The 15360-nt window shown below is 50.3% G+C and carries 22 protein-coding genes; 3 read left to right on the top strand and 19 right to left on the bottom strand.

The window, feature by feature from the left end:
• Positions 1–27 precede the first annotated feature (27 nt).
• The 19 genes from SELIN_RS07555 to SELIN_RS07460 all read right to left on the bottom strand — a co-directional run bounded on the left by SELIN_RS07555 (position 28) and on the right by SELIN_RS07460 (position 12135).
• Entirely contained in the window at positions 28–1290 is a 1263-nt protein-coding gene (locus SELIN_RS07555) for a TrbI/VirB10 family protein (protein ID WP_013506074.1), read from the bottom strand.
• Positions 1287–2030 (bottom strand): TraK domain-containing protein, encoded by a 744-nt coding sequence (locus SELIN_RS07550; protein ID WP_013506073.1) that lies wholly within the window; start codon positions 2028–2030, stop codon positions 1287–1289. The genes SELIN_RS07555 and SELIN_RS07550 overlap by 4 nt, the downstream gene beginning before the upstream one ends.
• Positions 2027–2575, bottom strand: coding sequence for a type IV conjugative transfer system protein TraE (locus tag SELIN_RS13930; RefSeq protein WP_013506072.1), 549 nt, complete (start codon positions 2573–2575; stop codon positions 2027–2029). Before SELIN_RS13930 ends, SELIN_RS07550 begins: the two co-directional genes overlap by 4 nt.
• Positions 2576–2578: 3 nt before the next feature.
• Positions 2579–2848 (bottom strand): type IV conjugative transfer system protein TraL, encoded by a 270-nt coding sequence (locus SELIN_RS07535; protein WP_013506071.1) that lies wholly within the window; start codon positions 2846–2848, stop codon positions 2579–2581.
• 75 nt (positions 2849–2923) lie between these two features.
• Complete coding sequence (locus SELIN_RS07530) at positions 2924–3289, bottom strand: hypothetical protein (protein WP_013506070.1); 366 nt, start codon at positions 3287–3289, stop codon at positions 2924–2926.
• A gap of 44 nt (positions 3290–3333) precedes the next feature.
• Positions 3334–4065, bottom strand: coding sequence for a disulfide isomerase DsbC N-terminal domain-containing protein (locus SELIN_RS07525; RefSeq protein ID WP_013506069.1), 732 nt, complete (start codon positions 4063–4065; stop codon positions 3334–3336).
• A complete protein-coding gene (locus SELIN_RS07520) occupies positions 4062–4643 on the bottom strand; it encodes an OmpA family protein (RefSeq protein WP_013506068.1) in 582 nt (193 codons plus the stop codon). Before SELIN_RS07520 ends, SELIN_RS07525 begins: the two co-directional genes overlap by 4 nt.
• Positions 4644–4830: 187 nt before the next feature.
• Complete coding sequence (locus tag SELIN_RS13925; protein ID WP_013506067.1) at positions 4831–5556, bottom strand: hypothetical protein; 726 nt, start codon at positions 5554–5556, stop codon at positions 4831–4833.
• 125 nt (positions 5557–5681) lie between these two features.
• Positions 5682–6143: a hypothetical protein gene (locus SELIN_RS07510; protein WP_013506066.1), complete on the bottom strand. Its 462-nt coding sequence runs from the start codon at positions 6141–6143 to the stop codon at positions 5682–5684.
• A gap of 56 nt (positions 6144–6199) precedes the next feature.
• A complete protein-coding gene (locus tag SELIN_RS07505) occupies positions 6200–6694 on the bottom strand; it encodes a hypothetical protein (RefSeq protein WP_013506065.1) in 495 nt (164 codons plus the stop codon).
• A 38-nt stretch (positions 6695–6732) separates the two neighbouring features.
• Positions 6733–6969: a hypothetical protein gene (locus tag SELIN_RS07500; protein WP_013506064.1), complete on the bottom strand. Its 237-nt coding sequence runs from the start codon at positions 6967–6969 to the stop codon at positions 6733–6735.
• A complete protein-coding gene (locus tag SELIN_RS07495) occupies positions 6962–7465 on the bottom strand; it encodes a hypothetical protein (protein ID WP_013506063.1) in 504 nt (167 codons plus the stop codon). Before SELIN_RS07495 ends, SELIN_RS07500 begins: the two co-directional genes overlap by 8 nt.
• 18 nt (positions 7466–7483) lie before the next feature.
• Positions 7484–7969, bottom strand: a complete 486-nt coding sequence (locus tag SELIN_RS07490) for a hypothetical protein (RefSeq protein ID WP_013506062.1) — start codon at positions 7967–7969, stop codon at positions 7484–7486.
• 10 nt (positions 7970–7979) lie between these two features.
• On the bottom strand, positions 7980–8900 hold the full coding sequence (locus SELIN_RS07485; protein WP_013506061.1) for a DNA cytosine methyltransferase: 921 nt from the start codon (positions 8898–8900) through the stop codon (positions 7980–7982).
• Positions 8901–9107, bottom strand: a complete 207-nt coding sequence (locus SELIN_RS07480) for a hypothetical protein (protein ID WP_013506060.1) — start codon at positions 9105–9107, stop codon at positions 8901–8903. It abuts the gene before it with no gap.
• 8 nt (positions 9108–9115) lie between these two features.
• Entirely contained in the window at positions 9116–9685 is a 570-nt protein-coding gene (locus SELIN_RS07475; protein WP_013506059.1) for a hypothetical protein, read from the bottom strand.
• A 12-nt stretch (positions 9686–9697) separates the two neighbouring features.
• Entirely contained in the window at positions 9698–9988 is a 291-nt protein-coding gene (locus tag SELIN_RS07470) for a hypothetical protein (RefSeq protein ID WP_013506058.1), read from the bottom strand.
• Complete coding sequence (locus tag SELIN_RS07465; protein WP_013506057.1) at positions 9981–10937, bottom strand: ParM/StbA family protein; 957 nt, start codon at positions 10935–10937, stop codon at positions 9981–9983. Before SELIN_RS07465 ends, SELIN_RS07470 begins: the two co-directional genes overlap by 8 nt.
• A gap of 271 nt (positions 10938–11208) precedes the next feature.
• Positions 11209–12135 (bottom strand): tyrosine-type recombinase/integrase, encoded by a 927-nt coding sequence (locus tag SELIN_RS07460; RefSeq protein ID WP_013506056.1) that lies wholly within the window; start codon positions 12133–12135, stop codon positions 11209–11211.
• 1710 nt (positions 12136–13845) lie between these two features.
• On the opposite strand from SELIN_RS07460, the gene SELIN_RS07455 reads away from it, so the two are divergent.
• The 3 genes from SELIN_RS07455 (at position 13846) to SELIN_RS07445 (ending at position 15348) form a co-directional block, all read left to right on the top strand.
• Positions 13846–14364, top strand: coding sequence for a hypothetical protein (locus SELIN_RS07455; RefSeq protein ID WP_013506055.1), 519 nt, complete (start codon positions 13846–13848; stop codon positions 14362–14364).
• Positions 14339–14806 carry a hypothetical protein gene (locus SELIN_RS07450; protein ID WP_013506054.1) on the top strand — a complete coding sequence of 156 codons (468 nt, stop codon included), beginning with the start codon at positions 14339–14341 and terminating at the stop codon, positions 14804–14806. The genes SELIN_RS07455 and SELIN_RS07450 overlap by 26 nt, the downstream gene beginning before the upstream one ends.
• A 284-nt stretch (positions 14807–15090) precedes the next feature.
• Positions 15091–15348, top strand: coding sequence for a hypothetical protein (locus tag SELIN_RS07445; protein WP_156788044.1), 258 nt, complete (start codon positions 15091–15093; stop codon positions 15346–15348).
• Positions 15349–15360 lie beyond the last annotated feature (12 nt).

The raw sequence follows: 15360 nt of genomic DNA, 5'->3' as shown, positions 1-15360 counted from the left end.
ATGCTGCAATGAAAGCAGCACTGAGTATTAGGAGAGGTCGTCGCATTGTTCTAACTCCTCATTGCAAATTTCCCGGATTTTGAGTTCTGTGCCGGTGGAGAAATGAACGGTCACTCTGGCACCGGGCAGGATTTGAATAGATGGGCCTTGCTGCCTGATCAGGCTTGAGTAGAATTCAGCGAGATCCTCGGTGTATTGGCGCACTCCGGTGCCAAGGCCACCGATCACGTAGTCCTCAAAACTCATATTGCCTTGCTCAGACACCAATCCAGCACCGGTAACCGTAGTGGTAGAGTTGCTGCGATACTCTGAGGCAAACTCACCAAGGCCACCGATAGCGGATACCAGTGCTCCGCGCCATAGGCTGCCGGGAAATGCAGCGAATACCTCACCAGGCAGCCCTTTTTGACCGTCTGCAGCGGTGACATACCCTTTGACGTTCTGGTCAATCACACCTCTGCCGTCATGGGTCAAACAAGACAGAGTCGCCAGCTCCAGATGCACTCGCTCATCAGCCAGGTCGCCGTGGGCACTGGCCTGAATAAAACATCCATCCAAATTTCTCTTGAGGTCATTTGGTAGTACGGTCAGGTCGTCAATTCGCAGTTTGACGATATGAGGATTGCTTTGGCCAGCCAGGCTGGTCTTTGCGCTGGTGCCATTGAGTAAGGTGGCGCGGGCAAAGGAGCCACTGGGCATGTACACCGTGCGCCGCACTTTTTCTTCGGTGATAACCTCTGGCGTGAAGCTGTTCTCAGCTACCCGGACACCACCACTCCAGCGCACGGTGCGCACCGGCTCAGGTGCGGCAGGCTGATACTGTTGCTGCTGGACTTCGCGGGTACCAGGTCGCGGCCTTGCTTCTGGCTCAGGAACTGAAGGGGACGGGGCCGGGGAAATGCCCGGTGGAGGGTAGGCGCTGCCGTCGTGCTGAAGGTAAGGCTGCAGCTGCTCAATAATTCGCGCCTGCTCGCGCAAGGCCTGCAGTTCCTGCTCCTGGGCTTCAATTTTTTCCTGCATCTGGCGCTGGAAGGCCTGCTGGTCGCGGCGCACGTCTGCGAACATATCGTCGTCAAACTGCCGATTAAACGGCAATTCTGTTTGCTTGGTCACTCCGGGGCTCAAGCGCTGCTGGGTTGCCGGGGCAGGCTCTGGTTTGTCAACTGGACGCAGTACATAGCGATCCACGGTGCCGATACTCATACCGATAACGGCAATCATGCCGATAACTCTCCACCGTGGGTCCAGGTTGGCCCATACCTCTTTGATTTTTTCCAGGATCTCACTCATCGCACACGCTCCACAACGAACAGCCTGGTCTGTTCACCCTTTTGCAGTCTGTGATCGACCAGGGAGATAAAGAACGGGTGGTGGGTGAATGGTGGGTGGATGAAGTCACGCTCGGTAAGTTCCACACCGCTTTGCTTGCTGATAATGACGTATTCACGCAGCTGTAAGCCGGTGCCGGGTGCCTCGATGGTGCGGCGGTGGTGTGCGGTGATTTGATCAAACTGGTCAAGGGGCTCTTTGCGCTCATTCCATACTTGCCAGCTAGTGGGGAGGTTTTCCGTATAGGCACGCTCAACGATGTGCTGGGCGCGGTCTACAATATCCAGCTGCCGAAAATCCGCCAGGGTGTTGCGGATATTTTGGAGTCCAGGGTCTCCCAGTCGAATTGTTTGGCCACGGATAGCCTTGGGGCTGGCTACCAGGTGGTACACGTCATCACCACAAATAGCATACAGGTCAGTGGACTCGCTGTAGTGCAGGCGTTCTACTTCGTTGCCAGTTTCATCGCTGACCACGGCATGCTTGAATTGCAAGAATGCCTGGGTGTTCTGATACTGCACTGTGAGGGGTTTGTCATCGGCAAATACTATTTGGGAGACGTGGTCACCGATGGGGCACAAGATGCGGTTTGGCTCAAGGTTTGAGAGTTCGATAGGTGTTGGGATATCTGGCTTGATGGTGGCTGCACTGTACAGTGGCAGGCACAAGAGCGTGAACAGGGTAGCTATGGTGCGTTTCATCGCTTGACCTCCCGGATGTTTGAAATTTCAAAGCGGCCATGGCGTATGGCGTAGGTGATTTCGTACGTCTCCTGCTGGTCTGTTTTGCCGGTGGCGCTCCAGCGTGTGCGCATGCCCTCTGCTGTGATGGTGTCAGGGGTGATAGTGAACTTACTGGGGTAGTAGACGCTGGAAAATCCCATAGCACTGATGCGCTCAGCCAGCTCACCGTAATACTCCTGAGCGGCGGCAAATGTGCCAGGGCTATAGAGACTTGAGAGGGTATTGAACTGGTAGGCGGCGCTGCGTGGGTGGTAGTTCAGTAGTAGATCAAGGGCATGGCGGCCCATAAGCTGCACATACTCAGCGCTTGCGCTACCACCTTCGATCCAGTAGGGCTGGTCAACCACGGTGGGTTGAATGATGGTGCGGTGGGTCTGGCTGAATTCCCGGATGGTGGAGTACGACAGCAGCTGCAGGAAGGCTATTGCCACGATTGCCAGCAGCAGGATTTTGTTTTTGGCAACCACGCGGGCTGTGGAGGAGAGGTGCTTATAGCGTCTCATGGCCTACTCCCGGAACTTTCGGCAGCCGCCGCGTGGGTAACCTGAAAGCGTGCTCAGCCCCAGACGAAAAAGCAGGTGCCGGAAGATTCCACGGGGTTTTGAGCGCTTGAATGGCCGATAGATAAGGAACAGGAAAGGGATAAACAGCAGGCCATATATCGTGGATATCAGAAAGAACACTCCGACGCCGATACCAAGAACGGTCAGGTCGTCTGGCTCCAGGCCGCCGATACTGTACGGTGCCCAGATGTATTTGGGAAAGTTGGTTTGCATAAATTCCTCCAGAGAGTGAGTCAAGGTGGATGCGAATAAAGCCCGTGCGGCAGCGGTACCGCACGGGTTTTGCAATTACATGAGGATGAAGCCCATCCCAGTAGCAATTTCCTCAGAGGCGTACACAACACCCGCACCGACAAATGGAGGAAGCCCAAGGATGAGATTCTTGCTGGCCAGGTAGGCTCCAAAGCACAGCAGGCCCACTGCCACGGTCATGCCGATGAATCCTTGGGTAATGTCGTTGACAAGCAGGTTGTAGACAGGCTCACCAAGTCCACCAGCTGCCGGGGAGAACGCCAGGGAGATGGAGATAAGTGCCAGGATGAGCAAGAAGCTAATGAGCAGTTTGGTGGATACGTTCGAGTTTGCGGGATGCTGCAGTTTGGGTTGTACGGGTCCGAAGAATCTGTTTGTAAAGAATGACTTGTATGTACTCATGGGAGTTCTCCTTGAATAATTGGGGATTGGCAGGCTCAAATGAGTCACTGCAGGTGTTCCAGGATTCGTGCTTGGTTGAAGCCACGGATTACGTCATCGTTGATGATGAATGTGGGAGTGCCGGTAGCGCCGAGGGAGCCAGCAATAGCCCGGTGACTGGACAGGGTGGCTTTACCCTCGTCACAGGAAAGCAGCGTGTCAGGGGTCTGGCCGCTATAGATAGCGTGGTAAGCTGCAGCCGGATCGTCTGAACACAGGATGTGCTCGGATTTTTCCGGGGCAAAACTGCCAAGAAACAACAGGTACTTGGTGACATCTTTATCAGCGAAAAACTGATAACTTCTCAGGCACCAGCTGCAGCCAGGGTCAGTGACTTCAATCACTTCTGTACTGCCAGAGCCAATCTTGAGAGCCATAGGCAAAATGGCATCCATGCTGGCCATGGAGGTAATGTCCTGGCCAAACTCGTCCATGATGCGGCCAAAGATGGTCAGCCTGGTTTCGGGCGAGAAATAGATGATCTGGTAATTTGTCAGGTGAATTTCGAACAGTCCTGGAATGGGGCTGCGCTTCACACTGGAAATGGTAGTTGCAGGATGAGTTGCGCGAAAAACCTCCTCAGCCTGCTCAGGACTCACAACCACAGCAGGCACTGGCTCGCCTGCCGGGCTTCGGTCCCAGGTGAAGATCAGTCCCGCTGATATGATTGCCATGCAGGTAGCGAGAAAAGCCTGCGAGGGCTTCTTCGAAAACAGTTCCTTGAATTTATTATTCATTTGCACTCCGTCAAAGTGATTTCTGCCCGGCGATTCTGCGCGGGGTTGGTGGATATTTGATTGTGATCAGATTGGCCGGTAGCGGATGCCACACTCACACCAAGAGTCGTGAGGTAGGCCGCGACGCTCTCGGCTCTGCGATTGGCTACCCTTTCCTTGGCCCATGCTGGCCCGAAATGGTCAGAGTGGCCGGTGACTGCCACAGAGCCTTGAAGAGAGGATGCAAGCTCCTTGATTCGCTCCTTTTGGGCCTCTGTCAGGGTGAAGCCATTAAGGTCAAAACCCTCGATGGTGAACTTGCACAGCGGAGCTTGCTCAGTTGTGCTTGCTGGCCGGGCAATTGGCAGTGCCTGGATCTGCAGCGGAATCCGCTGGGTAATTGTCAGTCCTTGGGTGATTGTCAGTCCTCCTTTTTTTGGGGTTTGAGTGAGCACGAATTGGGGCACCTGGATCTGGTTGATCACGGTGTCCGGTTGCGGGGGCGACGGATAGAGTTGTTGAGTGGGAGATCTGGCGAATGCCAGCTGTCCGGACATTGCCACGGTTGCGGCAAGAAAAAAGGCTGGAAATCGTCGCATTGGTTCCTCCAAGATTTTTTGGAGGGGAGATATGCCCCTCTATAGGGCATGTGGATCAGGGCGGAAGTTTTCTGGGAAAACCGGGATAGAAGACTCAGGAGAGTGGGCGAGGGGAGGGGGAAGTTTTCGCTGGAAAAAGAAAAAGGCCACCGAAGGTGGCCTGACTGGGAGGGATGATTGCGGGGTGCTACCGGACGAAATCTCGAAAAGGGTTGTTGCGCGTGAAAAGACGCCTGATGCGTGAGCGGTTCCTGATCGCTTCCAGGAGAGCATCAATCTCTTCACCGGTTCGAAGATCGACAGAGCTGCCCTGTTTAATGTTGGTGATTTTAATATGCGGGTCGTGAATTTGTCGGTGATAGTTGGGGCCGTCTTTGCGTGTTAGCGCAGGAGAATGGGCTTTGAGTTTAATGTCTGTCGAATCTGAATTACAGATAGCCAACTCAATCAGCCTGCTTCCTTGTGTGAGAACAGTGTCAGTTGCGTAGCTGTATACTGTAACGCCGTGTATATGAGTGGCTTCCTTAGCGTTACTCAGAAACCTGGAAATGCATGTCCGGTGATTTCCGTCACCCCCAATAAACACCTGGTTGTTGATGGCGGTGAAATACATAGTCGGTTGCTTGCGCTCTGTACCTTCGTAATAACCTGGGTTGCTTATCGCAAGGGGAATATTGATATGCATCCTTTTGCCATTTCTGAGGAGCTCTCCCCATGTAAGGCCAATATAGTCCGGGTGCTTGGTGCCTAATACGGTATGTACGTTAACGCTTTCTTGCCCGCACCAATACGACTCCTTGATGTAGTCCAACTCGCCGTCAGGGTATGGTAGGATTTTTGTGTGAAAAATATCAGGGGCAGATTTTTCAGCCCAGGCTATAAATTCCTCATAGTTTGTGAATACACCTGTCACTTTAATCCTCCTGGATTTTCTATGATGCGCCAGTATTCGCACCGATCTTTTTGGCCAGCTGCAGCGGCGTCATGGAGGCGAAGTCTATCTACAACATCATATAATTCAGCCAATTGCGAAGCTTTTTAAACTTCAACATCTCCTGGTTTATATCCAATAATTTTGTTTTTAATTTGCAAGGCTTCGTATTTTTCCTCAATTACCAATAGTTCTTTTATTTCCTGCCGCGTGAGGTAGTAACGTCCAATAGAGCGCAAACGCTGTAAATAGTGCTGCACATCAGGGTTTTGTGGGTTAATGAGCTGTGGTGGGTAACTTTCCGTTTCCTTGAAATCAGAGATTTTTGACAAACTTAAACTCAATCCAGTGATAATGCCTGAGCATATAAAAATAACCACCACAGACAAGAATACATTATTCATAATTATTTGCGGGTGAAGGAGAGCATACATAACTAAACATGCAAAAGTTACATATACTGCGAAAATCAGGGCTTTTATAAGTCGGTTGTGCGCTTCCATGGTTTTTATGTGGGCTTGAATTTGGGCACCTGTCCAAGGGCTGCTAATATTAAATTCCTGTTTCACTATTTATCTCCTTATATCTCACCCAATGGGTGCGGTTTATGGTTTATGATGGTCCACTAATTCGGTTGCTTGTCTTTTTTGTAGATTTCTGGTGATACTGCGTAATAGCCGGTTGTGGGTGAACTAACTTTAGTATCCGTTCCCAATCCACTTAACTGGACTATTACATAAACCAGAAAAAGCGCTACTGCGACAGCTATTGCCTCAGTCGTATTTTCGAGGCACCACGTATAACAGGCATCACCACCAAACCCGATCCACCAAAGCATTGTAAAATATACACCAAGCATTCTTAAAAAGTGACTTATACCATTAAATGGTGGATCTTCCGTGTAAGAGGAAGCTGCCATTCGTATTAAAAGCATTATAGTTGGCACAAGTAATACGGCTAAAAGACCAAGCATTTTCACAAGATCAAATACCATAATTACAAAAGGCACCGATGGGGTTGAGGTTGTAATCCACAGAAAACCGCACAGCAAGATATAGAATGTTGATTTTATTCCAAACACCCTATTCTTGCCAAAAATCATTAAAAGCTCTTTTTTCATAATACACTCTCTTTTGTGTTAAAGACTAAAGTTCGCCTCTACCGCAGGGTCTGCAGATGATCCAAATATTCTCTTTGAAGATTCATATCGCCTTTAGGGTCACCTACAATAATCTTCCCATCACGGATATCCTGTATGGTTTTTGCGTCTAAATCCGTTACATTCCTAATGCCAGCTTCTTCCACCTGATTAACTAAGGATTGAATTTGCTGTGCAGTAGGTGAAGCACTACTTCCAGGATACGGCAACATATTGTTCTTGGTCTTTCTACTCACTTTGTGCCTCCTGATAGCGTTTACTGCGCTGTGCTGGTTCGCTGCTCAACTTGTTGCATCCAGGTAGCAGATCATCGAAGCGTTCACAGCGTTTTGTTGTTGGATTCCAGTAGTAATCATCAAGGTCGCAGGAAGGCTGAAAAGCGAGCCACACCTTGAATTTTTCAATGAGTTCTGCACCAGTAATTTCACTGATATTTTTTACATCAACTGCACTCTCTTCTTGATGTGTTTGATTCTCACCGTCCTTATTAAAGAGACCCGGCACCCTTTCTTCAGCTGTAAACAGTAAAAACATTGCCAATGCGGCGAGGGTAGTTAAAAAAGCCTCACCATTATTTCCATAAACACCCAAAAGAGCTGCTGAGATCAATAGCGGAATGAAGAGATATGGCATAACCATTCCAATCCATTGGCTTGATTCAAGTGGGCTTGTGTGCAAAAATATCATAAGTAATACAATAAAAACAAATATTAATGCTGAATGAATATTCATTATAAATGACTCCTTGTTTTATACGACTATATTGGAGCATATTTTCGCATATACCTCTTTAGCCTGGGCCTGTTTTTCACGTTCAGGAGCGGCACTTATCCATGCCCTAGCTGCCCTATACTCCATAATCACCAGTCCTCTCCCCTGGGCGAGTATCTGGGCATGGTAGGCCGCTACCGCAGGATCAGAGAGAAACTTGCTGTACTCAAGGCATTCCTCTGGGTGCTTCTCCGGGTCGAGGGGATCAAACAAACCAAGATAACGATAACCCCTTTGCGCGATTTTCATTGAGAGAATTCCAGGGATTGGCGCTACGATTAGCGCTACAAAGAAGGCGTAAAATGTCGGCACTAAATACACTATAGTGCCGCTACTAATTAATACTGAAATACAGACAATAACGGCAACTACGATGCGCAGCAATAATCGTTTTTTTGCACGATCAAGCTCTGCCTGAGTGGGTGGTTGGCCCTGTATGTTGATGGGAATATTTCTTTTTGACATAGATTCTCCTTCACGCCGCCCTGGTGAGGGCTTTCAGTATATTGCTGGCTGCCAATGGCGGTACTGCATTACCTGCGAGATGCACCGTCAGGCGATGGCTCTTTGGCCGCGCTATATCTGCCGGAAATGATTGTGCTGCGAGACATTCATCTGCAGTCAGCATGCGCATTCTCTCTCCATCCACTACCGCCCAGCGGTCGATGGTTGTAATTGTCCCAATGGGACGGTTGAGGCTTCTGCCGGTTAATCCTGAGCCGGATTTGTAATACGGCATAACAAATCGTTCACCGTACTCTCGGCGGCCATTTGCTACTCTGGCAAGCGTTGCGGCTGCGCGCGTTGGGCGAAGGATTGGTGACCAGTTTCCTGCGCTGAAATCAATAAATGATGAGGCAGGCTGGTGATTTTTACTTGGGAATTTCAGGTGAAGGGGTACGCGGCTACGGGTGCAAACAAGGAAAAGCCTTATGCGATTCTGCGGCACTCCGAGGTCAGCGCAGTCGATTACGTGCGGGGCCAGCTGGTAACCCAGTGCGTTCATTGCACTTGCCCACGCTGGGTACAGCGTCCACTGCATGAACTCCGGCACATTTTCAACGATCACAAATGGGGGGCGATGGAATTCTGCCGCGCTCACCACCGCCCAGGCGGTTGACCGGCTGGCATCATGCTTCGGATTGCCATTGTCTTTGCCCCGCGCCCTGCTGTGTCCCTGACAGCAGGGGCTGGCCAGTAGAATATCATGACTGGGGACCTGCTCCCAGTTAGCCTGGTGAAGGTCTTGGCAGGCATGGGCTGTGTCTGGATGGTTTTTGGCGTGCCACTTGACGGCTTCCGGCCAGTGGTTTGCTGCCCAAAGGATGTGGATACCTGCCATCCTTGCACCGGTAGACCAACCGCCAAGGCCAGCGAAAAGGTCAATGGCGTTCATTTACCACCCCAACTCGGTTTTTGCGAATCTACTGAATCCGGCCACTTCGTATTCGGTCGGCTCAATTTCCGTAACATACTTCCGCAGCCGCTCCTCACTCACTGATCCTGCAATTTCCCGCCAGATCACACATTCGCCGCGCTGGGCAACAATCTGCAGGGCTACGCAGATTCCTGCGTAGAAGTCTTTTTCGTTTTGTTTCACCATTTATCTCCTTAAAAAAGCTTTATGTGAGGATTAACGTTGACGCGGATGCAATCTGCCAGGCGGCTAATCTTTGCATCTACATCAGTCACATTCCGGGTGCCTGCTTTTTCAGTAAAACCAAAGCAAAAGGTATGTCCACTTTCGCTGTGGTGGTGGGCAATCAAGTGGCTAACGGAAGCATCAACCAGCTGCCCGTCACGCAACACCGCTGCAGTACAGGTATCTGGTTGTGGCTCTGGGCACATCTGCCCCGGACGGCATGAGCAATCCATTTCAGCGTTAATCAGACCGTCGTATCCTGATTGCTCAAGATTTGTTTGCACAAGTATCTCAAGGGTGATTTGATTCAGTTTAAGGTTAATGGCGACAGGGCTGCAATTTGTCCGGTATCGTTGCGAAACTGAATGCCAGGTGTAGTTCACCATCACATTCACTCGGAAGTGTTTGATATGCGATTGAAAATCTTCCAATGTCGCGGACGTATGATCAGCATGCATCCAACCGAGCTCCGGGTCGTAATAGGCCCAACGTTGGATTGATTGAAAATCAACTATTTTTTGCTCAAGTTCTATTTTCATTACAACTCCTTCTCAGTCAAAATTGCCGAGGAAATCATCTGGTGGTCGTGAGAGAGACTCCTTTTGCTGCCCTTTACCGAGAGCAGGGAGATTGTCTTTCGATAGTGTATCGTCAGTGGTGACCAACTTCTCTGATGAGCCCACTGCATCAATTTTTGCTCCAACTGCTTTGAGTATTGCTTGCCCTTCTGCTGTTTGAGAGCCGTAGCGGATCAGGCAATTCACTATCAGGCTCCGTGCGTGGTACGGAGCCGAAGTGATAAGAGTGTGCACGTCAGGGTCGAAGGTGTATTGCTTACGCATCGACATTCTCCGAATCGGAAATGGATGCTATCAGTACCTTGTAGAAGCCACGCGCATTCGCAAATTCAGGTGATTCTGGAATGACAATGCTTTCCTGCATTTTTGTGGGAATGTAGTGCTGCAGGTAGTGGGCGACGCCACCGGTAATGACGATTTTTTGAGCCTGGGCAAGTTGTTGGTGGTACCCATCCTCCAGGCTATGCAGCAGGTGGGTGGTATAGCGCTCGACAATTTGCCGAATTGGTTCTTCCAGACTGATTTCCTTGCCGTACAGGGAAAGCTTTTTAGAGATAAAAATCTCCTTGATCACCTGGTTGGAAAGTTGAATCTGGTGCCGGTCTGAAATAAAGCGTGAAAGCTCACGAATAATCACAGAGATTCCGGCCCGGTCAAACATACCGCTGCCGGATTTGTTTGGGCGTCCTTTGGATATGTGAACGACATCAACAGTGTTGTAGCCAATGTCAACGATGAGAGCGCTTGAAATTTTCTCATTGGTAGTCAGTCGATAGTCGTAGAATGCACCAACACCCTGGGGGTATACCAGTGTGTTCAACTGCAATCGCTCCTTGTTGACCACGGCAGTGTTCAGGCGATTAGCCAGGGCTGCCTTATTCTCTGGGGTGTAATAGGAGACGGGGAGGCCTACGCCAAGGTGAATTTTCTCGTCAAAGTCAAAGCCTGCAGCTTTTATGGCGTGATAAGCCAAGAGAGGTGCGTAGCGGAGCAGGAAATCAATACTGGTTGTCTCAAAAACAGGCTGGCCACTTTCAATGGCATCCTCGCCGACCAGGTAGTTCTGTCCTTCAAATTCGATGGATGTCGGGCCATCCAGATCAACTCTTGCGCCAAAGCCTTCATAGGCGATCGCTGTTGGCGTCTTCAGCATCTGATCTTCAATAACAGTTTTCACATCTCCAAATCCGATGTCTTGGCCAATGCACTTCATAATTGTCCTCCAGGAATTTGCTGTGAGGAGAAATTCCCCTCTAAGGGGTATGTGGGTGAGGCCGGAAGTTTTTTGGTTTTTTTGGCGGTCTGGCTTCGACCTGAATACGGATTGGTGGAATCTGTTTTGTTATTTCCTGCTTTACTGTCTGGCGAGATCATGTATTCCTGCAGAATATCCCCACTACTTCGACAGTGTTGTGAGATTCCCGGATTTAATGACAAATCAAAGTGATGAAGCGGTATCTGGTGCTGATGATATGTTAAAGTCTTCATTGTAGGTAATGCTCTGTGATCGAGCCGCGTTCATGGCCCATTTCCTGGGATACCTGGACTAGAGCCTGTTCATAGGGTTTGCCCTGGCCTCCTGTAAGTTCGGCCATTCGGTTTTGGGCAAAATTCCACCGGAGCCCATGGCTGCCGGTGTATTTCTGGTTGCTGTGCTTTGCGGCAACCTGGAGGGCACTGCGGTAAAAACTGCCTGAAAGGCTGAATGTTTCCTTGTGTGCAGCCCCTATGGCCTCTTCAAGCTTCATGTAAGTGTTTTCAGAGAGCTGCAGCTCGCGGATTTTGCCACCCTTGCCCTGGACGGTGACGGAGTTACGATCTGGGTTCAGTTGGGAGGCGTGAATCGTTGAGATTTCACTGATCCGCGCTCCGGACTCCAGCTGCATTGAGGCTGCAAGCTGGAAGGTGCCGCTGAGGCTTTCAATGATTTTACCTGGCGCCTCGTAGGCTCTGGTTTCAGTTGCTCGCTCAAGCACTCCTCTGGCTTCTGCTCGCATCAGGGCTATAGTGTTGCTGAAACCGTAGGTGCCGGGATCATGGTTCCCGTATTGTTCGCCCAACCTATCGAGAGCCACTTCCAGCTTCTGAAGAGCGGAGCTGTATGTGGTGAATGAGTTATAGGTCACTCCCGCCGCTATTTTACCTTCAAGAAAAGACTGTACGTGCTCTGGGGTGATCCGCTGCATATCGCGAATCTTGAATTCAGAACGCATATACTGGCCAAGCTCACCCCAGACGCGGGTGTATTCATCCCGAGTGCGGTGTGAGTGGATTCCAATTTGTCTCCCTACTTCATGCCATCCTTTTGCCCCGTGAAATCGTGCGACTTCTTTTGCCTGGTGTTTGGATGTCCCGACGGAATCAACCGTCCGGAAAAGGGATTTCACTTGTTTTTGCACGCTGCCATGCATGGCTGACCTCCTAGAAATAGCTCTATAGGCTATGTGGATCACAGGGGAAGCCGATTGTTAAGACTCCTCAAGCGCTTCGTCTCAGTGATTTTGCTGCTGGCGCAGCAAAATTCGGTCTGAAACACTCTCTTTTTTTGTGTGGTAGAGCCTCCACGCACGCCGAATAGAGTATTACCCTTTTCTTTGCAGATGTTTGGGTTCACCTGGCAAGTTTTTACTGTGGTTATCTGCGCCACACGCTGAGAAGGGGCCACCTTCATTCACAGCGATTCTTGTTCTTCATTTTCACCTCACAATTCTTGTTTCTTTGCATCCAGCTAATGCCAGTGCTTCTATTGGTACATTCCCACAAAGGTTACACGCTCAAACACAAGCAGCACGCCACTACAGTATGCTGACGCATACCGTGTGCAAACAGGCGGATTATGGTGCTTTATTGAGTTGATCGTGTTTTTGGGCTGAAGGGAATGGGTTTTTGATGATGGGCAATTTACTGACTGGCCATGCAGCACATGGAACCGCAGCCATCCGGCTATGGAGTACATAGAACCGCGGATTGCAAATATGCCAATAGGGATAATGACGCTTCTTTGCAGTAAAAACGGCAACCTGGCGTCAAATGACAGTAAGCGAGTTTCACTTACTCAGGGAGAAGAATATCTTTGGTTCACTTTCTGGCCATGCAGGGCATGGAATCGCAGTCGTCCGGCTATGGAGTACATAGAATCGCGGAGTAAAGTGAAAGATAATCTTGAAAACCTGCGAGTGCAGGCGAGACCCAGCTAAGGGCAAGAATAATGCGTAGGTGTCATGTTACGCAAATCCGGGAATTTTTCAAGAAAAACATTGCACCACCTGTTGCACGGCAGCTCAGGAAGCAGTCTTAGAATTTTTTGACCATATTTTGAAAAAATTTTCCTTTCATGGCTCCTTCCGCTCTGCCCCACTTATGTAGTCCACTTTTATTCACTGGCTGCAAGTTATCCATGCCGGAGCGCGAAGCGCGAACAGGAGCACAGAAGCTCTATACTTCAATGTGCTCCGTGGTGTGGATAACTTGCAGGCGCCGCTGCCGCGACTTTCCCACACCATAGGGGCTGCAATTGGACTTATGAGCGGTCCTTGCTGCCCCTTCACCTACGGTGGGCATGGAAAAGTCGCGGCGGAAGCGGCGTTGGGGAGGTACTCGCCTCTAATATGGCGAGGTATGTCGTATTTGGGCCATTCTGGCCCCATGCATGGCATTATCCACTCTTCCCACACCACCTGGGAGCTCTTCTGAGACTTCTACTTAGGTCTCCATGGCTCCCATTGCCGCCTTCGGCGGCAGGCATGGAAAGTGTGGATAATGCCTGGCCTCGGCTGGGCTCGGGTGAAGGTTGTCATTGGTCTGGGAATTTCCTGAATTTCGGCTCCTTCGTCGCTGGAAATTCGCAAAATTCCCCACCAACAACGTCCAAGAATCCCCGTTTAGTGACTGCGTCACTAAACGGGGATAAAATCCGCGCCGATGCGCTTCATAAGAGAAAAAGCAAAGAGATCGCTGCAATACGAATATTTTTTACAAATAAATAATTTTTATAGTAATCATGCAATGATTTTGTTATTTGTAAAATAATCAGTATTTTGCGATATGGCGGTTGCCAATTCCGTCCAGTTGCTTCGCAACTGACCTTCAATGGCAACCGAAAAATCACCGGAGCAAGAGACATGGAACCGCAAGAAAAGACCATCGAGAAGCTATGTGGTGTCCATCGTAGGCAGTGGTCTAAGGCCATGCACTACTTCAAGACACAACATTCAGAGGCACTTACCGATATATTGTGCAGACAAAGCCGTCTCCTGGCAGAGCCAGGCTTTGTTGCAAACGCCGGTAAGCTTGACGCCTCTGGCCCAGAGGCTGCCATGGCAAGCCTACTGCTAGCTATTAAAGAGTTCAAGGCTGAGGTCGCTAAGGCCAAGTTTGCGCTTTCGCGCAAAGGGCCTGCGCACCCTCTTGAAGTCAGGCGAAACGAAGTGATGAGCTACATACAGGCAGAAAACTGGAGGTCTAAGCAAAAATTCAAGTACGCAAAGATCATTCAGCATTTTGCGTATATCACTGACTTGAGGGAAAGTGGTTGCTCGTGGAGGGAAGTAGCGAAGCGATTGAAGTCCAAAACCGGGCTGACCGTGTCAGGCCCTTACCTGATTGGAGTCTATAATGAGTACCTCTCGGATAAATCTTGATGAGTCTTTGGCTAAAGCGACTGGACTGAGCGCCAGTCGCTTTCCTGATGTGCTTCATCGATTCTATCGGATGGGCTGGCAGGATCAGGCTCAACTACTCCATGAGTCTCGGCTGCTCGCGGCTGATCGCGAATTTATCAATGAGTGCCAGGCGCAAAACCTTACGAAGGAGCAGACCAGGACGGCAGCTTTGCTGAAGGTCAGCAAAACATACCGCCCTGGTGCCGGGTTTATCAGATCCTCGACGAGTAAGAAGAGGAGCCCTCGCAATCGTCCCACTCACCCTTCCCGTGTGTTTTTACAAAAACACCTGCCTGTGATTGAAGAATTAAGGAGTCAGGGGCTTTCCTGGGAAGCTGTTCAGCGGTATTTCATCACCCATCATAAGCGCAAATTCAGCATCAGGCTTCTTATCAGTGTCCATAAAGGCCGCAATCAGTAGTTCTCTCCACCTACTTTGATCAACCATCAAGCCGAATTACCATCTGCGTGGTAACTCGGCTTTTTTTACAATTTTTTCTGATTTCAGATTTTTGAAATTTATTTTCATTTAGCTGGGACTTCCGCTCTGTCCCATTGTATTTATGTAGGCTATTGCCAAAAACAGGAGTGTCCTTTGCTTTCTGCTGCGGATCTCTCCGGGCTGCGGGCAGCTGGCGGGTACCAGGTGATCTCCTCGGAGCCGTGCACCGGCGCGAACCAATGGCCGCTGCCGGAGAGTCCAGAGTGAGTGTTGATGGACGGGATGCCGGCGGGTACCAGGGGGTCTCCTCCGGGCTGGACACCGGGATGAATGCTGCGGATCTCTTCGGGCAATGGGCGGCTGGCGGGTACCGGGGGATCTCTCCGGAGTCGCGGGTTGCCGGTGGGTGCAGGGGGAGTTTCCGGGGCCGTTCATCGGCGCGAACCAATGGCTGCTGCCGGGGAGAGTCCAGAGTGAGTGTAGATGGTCGGGAGGCCGGCGGGTTCCAGATATTTGACTGAGTGGCGCCGGCG

The organism is Desulfurispirillum indicum S5, assembly GCF_000177635.2.
Classification (GTDB): domain Bacteria; phylum Chrysiogenota; class Chrysiogenetes; order Chrysiogenales; family Chrysiogenaceae; genus Desulfurispirillum; species Desulfurispirillum indicum.
The sequence above is the reverse complement of the archived record's forward strand: the minus strand, read 5'-3'. Positions and strand labels throughout refer to the sequence as shown.